Origin of the sequence: Legionella sp. ST3F1 (genome assembly GCF_048553315.1) — a bacterium.
GTDB classification, from domain to species: domain Bacteria; phylum Pseudomonadota; class Gammaproteobacteria; order Legionellales; family Legionellaceae; genus Tatlockia; species Tatlockia donaldsonii.
In genome coordinates this window covers 20,533-34,098 of sequence record NZ_JBLZIO010000001.1, presented here as the reverse complement: position 1 = coordinate 34,098, position 13,566 = coordinate 20,533, and the positions used below count along the sequence as shown (strand labels likewise).

Here is a 13,566-nt window from a genome sequence, read left to right as displayed (position 1 = left end):
TACACGGCCACTCCATAATTAAGAATATTCGATTCATTTTTTTAACATCATGACCATCTATTCATTAATCCAGCATGTTTATTGACAGCCTGATCTTGGCTCGTTAGACTCGTGATGAATGATTCACCAGGGGTGCTTTGGTTCCTGCCAAAGCTGAGAAAGACCCTTATAACCTGCACTGGGTAATGCCTGCGGAGGGAGAGTGAGATTGATAAAACTGAGTTTTTTGGGCTCTGTATTAACTCATTGGCTACTTCTTCCGATTTATTTTGAGGAGGTAAGCGATGGTATTTTCAAGAATAATGCATAGATGCTCTACTGTTTTTCCAAAAATATACCACCATCCATTTAATCAAAAACTCTATGAGGGCTCCCTACCCAGGACAACCTTCAGGCTTTACCTGGAACAGGATGAACTTTATTTACGTGAGCTCTCTTATGCCCTGGGATTAACATCACTGCGATGTTCTAATCAAGTGTATGCAAAGCAATTGCGAGGGGTGTCAGCCTATATTAAGGAAACAGAGCGTAAATTTCATCTTAAGTATCTTGCGGAGTCACCAACAGTAACTTTTTTTAACCATAAAGCAATTGGTAAAAAAATTCCTGTTATTGCTAGTTATACCGATTATCTTCTTGATAACGCGAAACATGCTCCTATAGAAGTAGCAGTGGCCAGCTTTCTCCCCTGCTTTATGATCTATAGGGAGCTAGGAAAGCGAATGGATCTTACTACCTGTGCTTTAGATCATCCTTATCGAAGGTGGATGGCCTCTTATTCCAGCGAGAATTTTATATCAGCTACCAAAACCATCACCCAAATTACGCAAGAATTAACGGAGCCTATAATGTGTCCCCTACAACAAGAACGAGTTGTTTCATCTTTCACGCAATCGGCAGAGTTTGAATGGCAATTTTTTGAAGCAGTCTTTACAGGTGAAAAAGGCTATACAGTTGTTCACGATAACAATTCTATAGGTCGTTTTTAATTGGGTTGAATTGTACTTTACACAACCGATTATTCGGTTTGGCTATACTTAGACTAGCTCTTGAGTTTAATTTATGAAAACAATCACTGCTGTTATGTGGGACCCAGGTGATAACTTAATTAATAAGAGCCTGGATGAAAAGATGACATTGATTGAAGCCAAATTTAAGCAGGCTTACCAATTAGCTATGGCTGGAGATCCTGAAAAAGACAATACACTTGTTTTTTTATGTCCTGAATTTGCCTTGCTTAATATGGATGCTTCGGAGAAAAATTTTTCTTATTCAAAACAGGCGTTTCAAAAGGCTGGGGAGCGGTTACAAAAGTTAGTGGATGATTTTCCTAAGGCCATTATTATTCCAGGTACCACTTATATGGAGAAAAACCTGGATCTGGCCGATGCGAAGAAAAAGATAAAATATGCTGACACAATAAAAAAGTGGCAACTTAGAAATTTCAAACCAGCGCAGGATTTTCAGCAAGAAATTGCAGGGATGACCTTGGTAAAAAATACCAGTACTGCTTTCTTCCATTCAGGAGATGGAACGCATAAACCCAAACGTTATAGCAAGCGAATAGAGGCAAATGAGCTTTTGGAGCCATTTGTAGGTATGTTTTACCCTGGGCATGGAGAGCCGTTTTTTACCCAAAACGACATTCGCTTTGGCCTTGAAATTTGCGCTGATCACAAGGAGGGGGTTTTAGTGTCGGAGCAAAGAAGAACAGGTCAAACGGTGGATGTACATCTTATTGTGGCAAACACGATTTATACTATCCCTAATAAAGTAGCTAAGGACACCGCCATTGTAATAAATTGCGCAGGGAGTTTTCAAAGCGATATCCATGCGGCTAAAGCAACCGGTGTCTGGATTCGAGATGCCGATGGTACGTTAAAAGCCGTAGAAATGAGTCCTTGCTCGGTTGATGATTTACGAATTTATGCTGATATTCCTCTGCCCACCCTCAAAGGCGAGTATTCTTTTTCGCCCAACGTGCTTATTTGATAATCAAAATGCTATTATATTATTAATTCACTGAGTAAGGGTTAAAAATGTATAGTAGTAAAACATCAGAGCGCCCACCAAGAACAATGTTGATTGCTGGTCAAAATGAAACGGTCAGAAAAACTGTGGCACAAAGCGGTTTTCCAGCAACAGTGGGTCTACAAGGTTGTGTTGCTGTCATCATCGCTGATAAAAAAGGAAATGTAAGCTTAACCCACGCTGACGCCGATACCGATTTATCCTTCATTAGTAGGGAAGTAGAATTTATGGATGGCGAATTTACCATCGATTTGGTCAAACAACGAGGAATGGGGGAGCTTGATTTAAAGATCCTGGGCTTGCTTGATGAGGAAGGGCTTTCCAAGACTAAATTCTCGGGCAAAAGCAGAGTTCTTGAAACGGATGAAGGAACCGTGATGTACAATTACGTAAAGGGGGTTCCGCAGTTTTTTTTGTTTAACGAGTTTAAAGAAATTGCAACACCTGGAGCTCACCCTAGTCAAACGAACGCATTGCATAAACTACGTTATAATGTACAAACTTGTGAAGCGGATCCAATGAAATTTCAATTACGAGTATATACTCGTCAGCTAAATCAAGCGTTGTCATCTCAGCCTACTGCTTTTCCTGTACTGGTACACGATGCATCTGGCTGGTTGAAAACGGAAGTTAGTTTGGAAGAAGAGGTAAGTTTAGTGTTAAAAAAAGGACAGCCAAGTCGTAACTCCTTTTTTGCTCCTGGCAAGATGGCTTCTTTTAGTCACGTTTATCCCCGTTATCAAGCACTAGTCGAGGCTTTAGATGAACCTCAAAAAACCAAAGAATTTTAAGTTATGTTGTATAAAATTACGGTGTGACTGCTGGTAAGAGTAGTATCTATTTAATTCCATTCATTAATGACTAATTCCTGCTTTTGTTTTTCAAAGTGGGATTTAATTGTACCTAATAGTTCTGTTGCATCCCCGGGCCATAGTACTGGGGTGCCAATGACCACATCAATCACAAAGGGAACAAGCAATGATTCATCTTTAGGGAGCGCTTTGCCCAAGCCATACATGAAGATGGGGTAAATAGGGACAGTAGGATTATTTTTAGCCAGATGGGCGATGCCTCTTTTGATTTCGCTCATTTTTTCCGGCTCGCCTCGTGAGCCTTCGGGATAAAAAATAATAATTTTATCATTGTCCAGCGCAGTTTGAATCAAGGCAAAGGGATTTTTACCAGCTTTAGTTTTCCTTTGAATAGGAATAATACCGATGATATGTTGTGAAAACCAGGCGAGGAGCTTATTTTTCAAAAAATAATCAGCAGCAGCCACAGGGTAGATATTTTTTTGTAATCTCCATGAAAATAAGGTCATCAAGACCATGGTATCTAAATGACTATTGTGGTTGGCTACCAGAATGGCAGGGCCTTTAATGGGCAAACGCTCACGATGGCGAACATTTAAGCCAAGCAAAATACCAATGATTGGTCTGACAAAAAATTGAAAGAAAAGGAAACGTAGTAAATTATTCATCAGTAATAAAAATACCTCGCAAAATGAAAAAAGAGGGGGGCAGTAAAAATAATACTGTCTAAGCGATCTAAAATGCCCCCATGCCCGGGTAATAATTTTCCAGTATCCTTGATGCCTAAATCTCGTTTGACTGCAGACATGGTAAGATCCCCAATAAAACCGCTAATGGCAATTAATAAGCCGGAAAATAAGCCGCTTACCCAGGTAAACGGTGTTAAAAGGGGGCTTAACAGAATTGCTAGCAAAGAAGTCGTTATTACTCCGCCCAAAAAACCTGCTGTCGTTTTATTGGGGCTTATTTCAGGAATAATTTTCTTGTGGCCGAACAACTTACCCCAAACATATTGGCTGACATCATTAAACTGCGTTAAAAAAATTAAAAAAATAATTAGGCTGATCCCCTCATTATGCCAATCATTACCGGCAGGAAGTACTCCAAGGTAAGCAATATGACTAATACAATAGACGGTAAGCATGAGCCCCCAATGTAAGGTACCCGAGGCTTTTAAAAAGCCCTCTGTCTTTTGCAGCATCACCATGCGCATAGGGATTATTAGAAACATATAAATAGGAACAAAAATGACAAACATGCCATACCATTGAATAGCGACCCATAAATATTGGCAAGGGATAGATAAATAGGCGATAAAGATCACTCGCCTATCCACACGACGAGTGGGAATGATTGTAAAATACTCTTTCAACGCGAGATAGCTGACTAACATAAAAAATACAATCATTGACATGGCATTGATACTAAGTGCGGCAATTAGTAGTAAGACCATGACCCACCAGGATTGCATACGGCTGGTTAGTTCAACATAATTTTTTTCATCAATACGGGTTTTAACACAATAAATAATGGTATTGGCTATGCACAAGATGAAAATCAGCGCGGCGAATGCAATGAGATTTGTCCAATTAAGTGCCATGTGTGGCCTCTACTTCCTGCAAGATTTGGCGTACACGATTCACAATGGTTAATAGGATTAGGAAACAGATTATCAATAAGAACCAGTTAAGCCATGTCGAGAAATCAAATAAGGCCAGCCAAATTGCCAGTAAACTAAAAATAAAAGCGCGATCACTTTTGCCCATTGGACCATCATAGCGTCTTGAACCACCAACCAGTAAACCACTTAAACCAGCTGCTTCGCTAAGCAGGGCCAATATAACAATAGCAATAATTAGAAAATGGTTTATCCCGGGATAAAGTGCGAAGGGAAGATAGAGTGCTGCATCAGCAGCCATATCGGTCAACTCATTTAAAATTGCTCCCAAAGGGGTTTTTTGATGATGTTCTTTGGCAAGTAAGCCATCAATGGCATTAAGTGCCATACGCAAAAATAAAACGATAGGGAAAAGGATTAACAGCCAGGAAGATTCAATAAAAATTGCTAAAAGCAAGGCATAAAGAATTGAAAAAATAAAAGTAAAAACAGTAACTTGATTCGCAGTAAATCCCTTGATATGAATTTGATTAACTAAGGGCCGCAGCAGAGCTTGAAACGTTGGTTTTATATCATAAATACTGAACATGCTATCTCCCTGTCAGCCATGGAATTACAATTATCCCCCTAGCATTGCTAGCGAGATAATAGCATTAAAAGGAATTTGATAAGGAGTTTTGTGAAGCAATTTTATTTAGTCTTTTAGAGCGGGTGTGTAATCCCTTGATGTAGTCACAAAATTATTTAAGGCGCCCATTTCCTGTGATTCTCTGATTTGTTTAAATTCTTTAAATAAACCATGGGCAGTTAGGCCACCTCGAATTAAACCGAGAGAGCTGCTTGTTGCCAGAACAGCCCCTGCTGCTGTTTCACTTGCCATAACTGCCGTAATAAAAGCACCGGGTCCTGTCCATAGGCCAGCCGTAAAACCAACACCGAAACCAACTGTAATAGCCAGGATAGTGACTATAGCGGCTGCGCCAACACTAAAAACAGCATGCATAATGTAGGGATGATTACCTTCCAATATTGTGCAGCAATTCCGGGTGAATCTTGTAATTGCTTCTGCGTGATGTTCAGCAGCTTGATGATGGATAGCGTCAGTAAGGATATTTAATTCATCTCGTATTGCCTCGCGCTGATAATCAGGTAACCCATAGATAGATAGCAATAAATTATGGGTTGCTTCTTGCCACACTGAGCCGATCTTATAAATATGGGTGAAAGCCAGGAGTGAGTTTAAAGAGAGGAAGAGAAGCAGCTTTTCAAGTGTATTTAAGCCTAGACCTGTGGCGGCAGAGGTTTTAAGGCGAGCTTTCACACCAGCTATCTCAAGGCGATCAAAGTGGCCTTGAGATTCTGCTTGGGCTTGCTCAACTTTAGTCCCCACGAGAATGATAGTTGCAAGGGGATTCGCTTCCCGAAATCGTTCAATATCTTGTCTGATTTGTGCTTCGCTAATCGCACTTGATAAGTCGACACAATAGAGAGCAATCTGGGTTTGAGGGTAGTATATAGCGGCAATTGCATCGGTATATCTAGGGTTTCCAGAACAATCCCAGAACTGTAGTTTTGTTTGTCCTCGATTACCAACGTGGTAGCGAATATCCTCTGTCGGCTTGTGATTTGCCTGGAAGCCTTCGGCATTCAACATCTGAGTGAGCAATTGTGTCTTTCCAGAACCGCTATGACCAAAAACAAGAATTGTTGATAAAAACATATGGAATTCTTAAAAAAACAAAGTGGCTGATTGTAGTGCAGGTTTATTAAGGAAAACTTAACATAAAAATAGCCGGCAGGGTGGGGTATCAACGCCCCCCACCGCCATAACCTTCTTCTGTTGTTGTATCAGGGCTACTATTAGATATTGTTGCGTTACATGCGCTGAGAGTTGCGGTTATCATGAATAAAAAAGCTAAGATCAATGGACTAATTTTGAAAGTTCGCATAGAGACCCCTTTGCTTGGTTAGTTAACCAATAGGGTAATGGTAAGAGGAATTAATTGTATAGACTTATAAAAATAATAATTCGATAATTGCGATGAAAATGAGATAGGTTAATTAAAAATATTACCCGGATTTTAGGATTTTAGGATTTTAGTAAAAAGTAAAGGAATACCGATATGACTATAAAAAAAGTGCTGGGTATCTTACTGTTAGTTTCTTTACCCTCGTTGCTTTTTGCCCTGCAAGCCAAGCCAAATTTAAATGAATATTCTATGCTTATGAGTGGTGGTGATACTCGTACAGAATTAGTCTACGTTTTCCGCCTTGTTATCGCTACTGTATTAGGCGCTATGATTGGTTTATTTCATCATCGTGAACAAGGGATTGGCCCTTTAATGTATGCGGCCATTGCGAGCAGTTCTGCTGTCTTTGGTGCAGCCATGCTTCACGGTTCTCTTTCCTTGAATAATCCCTATTTCATGTCCGGTATAACAGGTTTAGTAACGGGAATTGGTTTTATTGGTGGCAGCATTATTTTTCGCAATGAGCAGCGTCTTATGGGGATGATTACTGCGATTACAATGTGGGGGACTGTCGCTGTTGGTTTATCTTGTGCACTTGGAATGCATATTATTGCTGCTTTTTCTGCGCTAATTATCAGTATATTTAATTTGATTCCGCAGCAATTACAGAAAAAACAATTGCAGGAATGAGCGTTGCGTGATGATAGGTTGAATTTGGGGGCGTTTTCATCAAGCTTTTAGGGGGATAATTCTCTTGTTTTTTTGAATGTGAAAGATAAGAAATCTTGTGTTATCTAAGCTAAAAATAAGCACAACCAGTTTTTTTAGAATGCTTTTTTTTCAGATAAAGTGAGTCAATTATACGCTTGCTTATTGGTTTAAATGTTTAATTTTTTCTTTATAAAGGTGTATTTTTATTCAAGATCTCGGTAAAATCGCGCTGTTTCAATGCAACAGACAAGCGAAACCACGCCTTCGTTACAATTGATATCATGGGGATTTATATGAATCAGAATCTAGAGGGAATTATAGAAAACGATGCTCAAAATCTCGTTTCCCCACCACACGGCAAGGCTAATTTTACTAGCAATACGAGTAAAAAAATACCTGATAGAATAAATTATGAAACTCATTTGGCCTATGCTGATTTCATTAAGACAGCTGATTTTCGCAGTAAACTTCATTCGTTGCTTATTTTTGGGAAGTATTTTTTAATTGTTGCAATAAAACGAGTGATCTCATACGAATTGATCCCTGCTGACCTACGTAATCCAAAAACGCTCTCTGATTTTATTGTGACGTTAAAAAAGATCGCCTTGAATATTGGGTATAAATTTTTGCCTAGACAGACTAAACCGGTTAGCAAGGCAGGTGAGCAGATTGCCGCTAGTCTCGATAAACAAGGTATCTGTGTCGTTGATATTAATTCCTACCAGTTCGACAAAATTGATGTTTTAGCCTTGCCTTTACTGGAAAAATTACGCCAGATTCGTGGCCAAAGGAAAGAAGGGAGCCGTGAGTTCATTGAGTCACGTAGTACGGCGCTGCGTTCGGTCAATAAAGATTTATTTCACGCAGTTGACGCTGCATTGACTGCAAGCGGTATTCTGCCGGGTATTGAAAAATACCTCGGACGCCCAGTGAGTGTAGTGGATATCAATCCACAAATTAATGATAGCAGCGATGATTTTTGGCAGCGTTTCTTTCCTGATTTAGTGATTGACAAACCCTCAACAGCTTATTGCCATCGCGATGCGTCAGGAGGAGATGTGAAAGTAATACTCTATCTAAGTGATGTGGATTCGGAGAATGGACCGTTCTCTTTTACGTTGGGCTCCCATCGCAATCGGCCTGGCAGATTCGCCAATATGATACAGGAAATCAACGATACCTCTGGTTTTTCTTCCACGGATCCTAAAGCGCGTCAGTTGTTTTCTGCCCTACCTGCTTCCCTGCGAAAAAAATGTGCTTTTGGAAATGATCTGCAAACAGAGTCTGAAGCGGCACAACAAATTTTGGCTGCGGAGTGGAAGATAATGGCAAGTAAAGGTCATGCTGTAATTTTTGATTCTAAGGGAATTCATCGTGGCGGTATGGTATTGGAGAAAGAAAGGATAGTGCTGACTTGTGTGGTAGGTTAAATCGCTGATGAATTTTATAGTCAGAACATCTAAGGGGAGAATTATCATGGATGCCAATGTGAGAGCCGAGTCAGTATGAGACGATTTATTCATCCAGCTGTATTGATGATTTCCTTTTGGTTGTTAATTTTTCTTACTTATTTTTTAGCGCCTGTCATTCTAACGCCAGCCCCCACTCTGGGAGGGGTTATGTTTTTGACCGCTCATATTTTACTGTTTGTTCTTGGCTCCCTGTTTTACACACATCTTTTGCCGGGTAAAAGCAACTCTCCTCACCTTTCTACAGTGGACAGCTCGATTTCCAGGCGGTTACAACGGCGAATAAATACCGTTTTACTAATTGGTATGCTAGGTGGTTTAGTTAGTATTTATAGTAAATTTGCCGAGCTGACCGAGTTTAGTCTTGCTTCTATATACAGTTTGCGACTTTTGCGTGCTCAAAGCTTACTTGGTGTAGAAGAGGTTCATAGCAGTCTTGCTTCAGCTGGAGCGTTTTTATGTTATCCAGCAGGTTTCGTAGGTTTAGTGAGCGGCATACTTTATTATGAAAATATGTCGCGCATCACTAAATTGCTGATGATTGGCTTTGTTTTTACCATCTTGGGTGTTGCCATTTTAGCCGGTGGTAGAAGCCCTATTCTTGTTTTACTTCTATTTACAGGGATTGCATTTTATACAAGAAAGTATTTAGGTAAAAGTTTCTTGCCTAAATCGTTATCGATTCGTTATGGTATTGCTGTGTTGTTCGTAGCGTTTGTCGCCTATAGCAGCATTCTATGGACAGTACGCTCACAAAAAACAGGTTTGGACACAGCCGCTTTTATGTCCCACGCAGCAAGGGTTTGGGGTGTAGAGCCAACAGAAGGTCTTATAGAAATAAGCAAATCTTTAAATAAACCAGAACTTCCACAAGCCGTTGTGAGCTCTGTTTTTTATTTCATTCAGAATCTCTCTATGATAGAGCGGCTATTAGATTCAATGCATGATATCAAGTTTTTATATGGGGGCTACCATATTGACATTCTTGCTGCTGCATTACGTGCTGCACCAGGGGGAGATGATTTTTTAAAGCCTGGTTACCAAATTCTCCTGAATGCCAATATTTATGGCTTTTTTGTTGGCGCCTGGGGGGCATTGTTCATTGATCTTGGCTATTTTAGCTTTTTAGCTGCCTTGATATGGGGCGTTGTGGCCGGAAGGTCATGGCGAAATTTTTACCGCAATCCTAATTTGTTAACAGCGCTGAGTTACGTGTTTTGGAGTTATTCGATATTTATCAGCTTCGTATCTCCGCCATTTGGTTTTTCTAATTCTTTTGCTATTTATCTTTGGTTTGTTTTATTTTTAATATGGAGCAAAATTCGTCTTCCTATCAATTATGGGCAGTCTATTAATCGCCCTGATATGAGCAACCAGTGTGCGGCCTGATCAGCATCTGGGACAGAAAAATTTTAATTTTCAGATCTCTATCCTTTTTATCGCTCTACGGTATAATCAAGCCCGTTTCATAATGACAATACTATTATGAGAGATCAGCAATAATTGGAATGAGTTCTATTTTCCCCTGTAGGGATTTTTTTAGACGCAAGGCTGGCTGAGTCTGCGAGATAAATTAATGCTAATGAAATCAAAGTGTTAAAAAGGGATTATCATTATGAGCAAAGATACAATACTAGTTACTGGGGCTAATGGTTTTGTTGGTCGAGCCTTGGTTTGCTCATTTTTAAAAAAAAATCAGCCAATTCGCATTCTAACTCATTCAACAAAGTCCGCAGCAATTTTAAAAACGGAAGTGTCTGCTGATCTGGATGTTTATTGTATACAGACAGTCATAGATAATGATCTGTGGGGTAAATTATTTGATGGGATTGATGCAGTTATCCATTGTGGCGCGCAAACCCACCCTCAAAAAAACATTGAGAACTCTCAGCAGCAGTTCATGAAAGCCAATTATGATACAACCATGAATTTGGCTAATAAGGCGGCTATATACGGAGTTCGTCGTTTTATATTTCTAAGCAGCATGAGTGTTTTCGGTAATATGAAACAATATATTCCCTTTACTGAAAAAACAGCATTATTGCCAATCACACCTTATGGGCTTTCGAAATTAAGGGCTGAAGAAGCATTAAAGGAACTTTCCGATAAGATAGAATTAGTCATAATAAGACCACCTTTGGTGTATGGTCCGGGAGTGAAAGGTAATTTTAAAAAGCTATTTTCATTAGTGTATAAGAAATTACCCTTACCGTTAGGGGCTATAAAAAATAAACGTCATTTTATAGGTATCAATAACCTCGTTGATTTTATTATTTTGTGTGTTTGGGCAGAAAAGGCAAAAAATGAGATTTTTCTTGTCGCAGATAGTGAAGCTATATCAACAACGGCCTTAATTAATCAAATTGGTCGGGCCATGGATAAAAAAAATTATTTAATTCCGATTCCACACAAACTGTTAGAACTAATGCTTAAAATAATAGGGTTATCTCGATTGGCAGACCAACTGCTATATAACATTGAAATAGATTTTACCAAGGCAAAAACCTTACTTAATTGGGTTCCCCCTTACTCATTACAAGAAGAACTGCAATTATCAATTAATCATTTTCTACAAGAAAAAAGATCACTCAACAAAGAAGTCTGTGCTTAATATAAATGAGTTCATTTAGATTACTCGCTAGAACCGGGAAGTCGCTTATTTGGGCTATAGTATAACTAAGCGCAAAAAATGGCTTATCCAGAAAACGCACAACGGATGGTGATGAAAATGCGGCTCCTAAGAGTGATACTATTTCTTTGCCTTGCAGTGGTACCCATTGTTATTTATGCCAATGTTAAAGTGGGTACAGTGTATTTCTACCCACCCTACGTAATATCCACCGAGGAAGGGTTTGATATTGATCTGATACACATACTATGCAGAGACTTGCAGGAGGATTGTCAATTAGTACCTATGAGTTTTGATGAGCTTTATCCTGCGTTAGACCGGGGCGACATTGATATTGCTATTGCTGGAGTACCTATTCCTAAAAACCGGCAGGGGCCTTATGTTTACAGTTTGCCTTACATGATTAGTAAAGCTCAATTTTTAATACTAAAAGGAAGTGGTATTCACTCGATAAATGATCTAAATGGTAAATCGGTTGGTGTTATATTAGTTGATAAGGCTCAAAATAATGTTTTTTATGATTATTTGTGCACCGGGACAGAGCAGTTTGATATTAAAGAATATCGCGATATGGACTACCTCATCAATGCATTGACAGATGGTTCTATTGCAGCAGCTTTCCTGCACCGATCCGCAGCAAATTACTGGGTAGTGAATGGGGATAATCAATTTCAAACTCTCGGAGAAACGTTTCTTTTAGGTGCGGGTGTTGCGATGGTTGCTCTTCCAAAAAATATGATTCTGATTCAAAGAATCAATCAACAATTACAGCAAATGGAACAGGATGGTACTTTTCTAAGTTTATATAATATGTATTTTTATAATGAATGATAGTTAAGAAAAGCGCTGTGCTGATTGATAGCACTCCAACGTTTCCTGATTAAGTGATTCTACAGAATATCCTTCTGATAAGTGCTTTAGCAAATTATCCAAAGAGTTTATACGCCCAATAAGAATTTTTTCCAAGATATAGCCAGATCGCCTGCCGCCGCGATAATAACTATGGTTTAAAAGGGTCGACTCTCTATTAGTTAAACGCTCTTTGGTCGTCTTATCAGAATCTTCGCTAATCTGCTCATAAGCCAGATTCACGGCTTCCTGGATGCAAGAAGAATTAGCTTCCAGTGAGGCTTTTGCTTCCCTGAGCATGTCGGTTACGCCTAGCATGAAAAATTCATTATCAAGAGCAAACAGATCACCAATAAGTTGCCTGGGTAAGGTTAAAAAAACTTCGATGTCAAAGGGAAGGGTAAAATTAAAGCCCCTGTGCGCAGGAATAGTTTTAGCACCGAAATTAAATTGGGGGTTTTCGCTAGCTGATTCAGCACAGGTAAGCCCACCAAAACCAAAGTGAAATTTATTGCCTCCATCGACTACCACAACTTTTTTTGCTGTTAAAGAATCACCCAGGCAACCCGAATTGGATAACATGATATTATTTACGACATCCCAATCATGAGTTATCAGTGCAGTGCAATAAAGTTTGCCTAGTAAGTAAAGTTCGTTATTGCTGAAATTTAAATTAGCTCGACTTGGTTTTGCTCGCTCATCCCATTCCGCAGCAGATTTCATAGAGCCACCCAGAAATAAGGTTAATTTTTTCTCAATAAACTCGTTGAAATCAGGAATCAAACGGGAAATTATCCACGGTTCACCGGTTACCGGATCGATGTGCAAATAATTATCGGGGACTTCCATACTGTTTGGGAACAAGGCTCGGAGAATTTTCATATAAACAACCTCACCGAAAGCTGCTTCAACAGCTAAGTCCTTGAGGTGACGGACATAGGGTTCAAGTTTTGTTTTGTCCAAGATTGTCAGATTTGGCTGCTGGCTCTCAAAATCGAGATAAGTCCATTCTTTATAGCGGGTTAACTCGCTTGGAAAAGAATCTTTAAAAATACCGATGAGAGTACGATACCGAGGTTTTTTCACTATATAACTGGCGGCACCAGCTCCCCTTAGAAAAAATTTTTGAGCAGTCCCAAAGCTTATGGCTGGAGATTTAGACAGTGGTTCAAGCACTTCCTTATGTCCCTTAACTAATAATACCGGCATGATGTATCCTGCTATTGATATAAATCACGTTAATTGCCTTTGGCCATTTCTTTCTCATCAAGACGAAAAGGGCTAAAATTTAATAGCCACTGAATCCAGTAAAAAATGGTGGAACGCATTAAAGTAATATCTTCGCCATGCAAGATAATGAGTCGTGCTTCAGGATAGAAAGGAATTCCGCCATGCTCTTTTTTTCCCTGGCAGTCGAGTGAAAGCAATGACTAAGTTTAATCACACCCTGTTCACAAAAAGGCATATCTTACTCCCT

Annotated in this window: 14 protein-coding genes and 1 riboswitch; of the genes, 8 read left to right on the top strand and 6 right to left on the bottom strand. The window is 39.4% G+C overall.

Translation table 11 applies throughout. The features are described from left to right. Nucleotides 1-118: 118 nt before the first annotated feature. A riboswitch (TPP riboswitch) is annotated at nucleotides 119-218 on the top strand. A gap of 66 nt (nucleotides 219-284) precedes the next feature. From ACN4Z1_RS00165 to ACN4Z1_RS00155, 3 genes are all read left to right on the top strand, one after another. Further along, nucleotides 285-989, top strand: coding sequence for a TenA family protein (locus ACN4Z1_RS00165; protein WP_419388337.1), 705 nt, complete (start codon nucleotides 285-287; stop codon nucleotides 987-989). 73 nt (nucleotides 990-1,062) lie between these two features. Continuing rightward, nucleotides 1,063-1,992 carry a hypothetical protein gene (locus ACN4Z1_RS00160; protein WP_228363710.1) on the top strand — a complete coding sequence of 310 codons (930 nt, stop codon included), beginning with the start codon at nucleotides 1,063-1,065 and terminating at the stop codon, nucleotides 1,990-1,992. Nucleotides 1,993-2,039: 47 nt separating this feature from the next. After that, nucleotides 2,040-2,822, top strand: a complete 783-nt coding sequence (locus ACN4Z1_RS00155; RefSeq protein ID WP_228363711.1) for a hypothetical protein — start codon at nucleotides 2,040-2,042, stop codon at nucleotides 2,820-2,822. Between the two features lie 50 nt (nucleotides 2,823-2,872). Here the strand turns inward: ACN4Z1_RS00155 and ACN4Z1_RS00150 are convergent, their stop codons facing one another. The 4 genes from ACN4Z1_RS00150 to ACN4Z1_RS00135 form a co-directional block, all read right to left on the bottom strand. Then, nucleotides 2,873-3,511 carry a lysophospholipid acyltransferase family protein gene (locus ACN4Z1_RS00150; RefSeq protein WP_228363712.1) on the bottom strand — a complete coding sequence of 213 codons (639 nt, stop codon included), beginning with the start codon at nucleotides 3,509-3,511 and terminating at the stop codon, nucleotides 2,873-2,875. Continuing rightward, entirely contained in the window at nucleotides 3,511-4,443 is a 933-nt protein-coding gene (locus ACN4Z1_RS00145; RefSeq protein WP_228363713.1) for a phosphatidate cytidylyltransferase, read from the bottom strand. Before ACN4Z1_RS00145 ends, ACN4Z1_RS00150 begins: the two co-directional genes overlap by 1 nt. Beyond that, the gene (locus tag ACN4Z1_RS00140) at nucleotides 4,433-5,050 is read right to left on the bottom strand and encodes a CDP-alcohol phosphatidyltransferase family protein (protein ID WP_228363714.1); all 618 of its coding nucleotides are present in this window, start codon (nucleotides 5,048-5,050) and stop codon (nucleotides 4,433-4,435) included. Before ACN4Z1_RS00140 ends, ACN4Z1_RS00145 begins: the two co-directional genes overlap by 11 nt. A 105-nt stretch (nucleotides 5,051-5,155) precedes the next feature. After that, entirely contained in the window at nucleotides 5,156-6,181 is a 1,026-nt protein-coding gene (locus ACN4Z1_RS00135; RefSeq protein WP_228363715.1) for a GTPase domain-containing protein, read from the bottom strand. A 403-nt stretch (nucleotides 6,182-6,584) separates the two neighbouring features. Here ACN4Z1_RS00135 and ACN4Z1_RS00130 point away from each other — a divergent pair, with 403 nt between their 5' ends. From ACN4Z1_RS00130 to ACN4Z1_RS00110, 5 genes are all read left to right on the top strand, one after another. Beyond that, a complete protein-coding gene (locus tag ACN4Z1_RS00130) occupies nucleotides 6,585-7,121 on the top strand; it encodes an MgtC/SapB family protein (protein ID WP_228363717.1) in 537 nt (178 codons plus the stop codon). A gap of 314 nt (nucleotides 7,122-7,435) precedes the next feature. Further along, a complete protein-coding gene (locus ACN4Z1_RS00125) occupies nucleotides 7,436-8,572 on the top strand; it encodes a hypothetical protein (RefSeq protein ID WP_419387031.1) in 1,137 nt (378 codons plus the stop codon). Nucleotides 8,573-8,647: 75 nt separating this feature from the next. Beyond that, the gene (locus tag ACN4Z1_RS00120) at nucleotides 8,648-10,000 is read left to right on the top strand and encodes an oligosaccharide repeat unit polymerase (RefSeq protein ID WP_228363719.1); all 1,353 of its coding nucleotides are present in this window, start codon (nucleotides 8,648-8,650) and stop codon (nucleotides 9,998-10,000) included. A gap of 226 nt (nucleotides 10,001-10,226) precedes the next feature. Next, a complete protein-coding gene (locus tag ACN4Z1_RS00115; RefSeq protein WP_228363720.1) occupies nucleotides 10,227-11,222 on the top strand; it encodes an NAD-dependent epimerase/dehydratase family protein in 996 nt (331 codons plus the stop codon). A 78-nt stretch (nucleotides 11,223-11,300) separates the two neighbouring features. Next, the gene (locus ACN4Z1_RS00110) at nucleotides 11,301-12,071 is read left to right on the top strand and encodes a transporter substrate-binding domain-containing protein (protein WP_228363721.1); all 771 of its coding nucleotides are present in this window, start codon (nucleotides 11,301-11,303) and stop codon (nucleotides 12,069-12,071) included. A gap of 3 nt (nucleotides 12,072-12,074) precedes the next feature. On the opposite strand, the gene ACN4Z1_RS00105 is transcribed toward ACN4Z1_RS00110, so the two are convergent. After that, nucleotides 12,075-13,298: a hypothetical protein gene (locus tag ACN4Z1_RS00105; protein WP_228363722.1), complete on the bottom strand. Its 1,224-nt coding sequence runs from the start codon at nucleotides 13,296-13,298 to the stop codon at nucleotides 12,075-12,077. A 29-nt stretch (nucleotides 13,299-13,327) separates the two neighbouring features. After that, the gene (locus ACN4Z1_RS00100; protein WP_228363723.1) at nucleotides 13,328-13,516 is read right to left on the bottom strand and encodes a hypothetical protein; all 189 of its coding nucleotides are present in this window, start codon (nucleotides 13,514-13,516) and stop codon (nucleotides 13,328-13,330) included. Nucleotides 13,517-13,566: the final 50 nt, after the last annotated feature.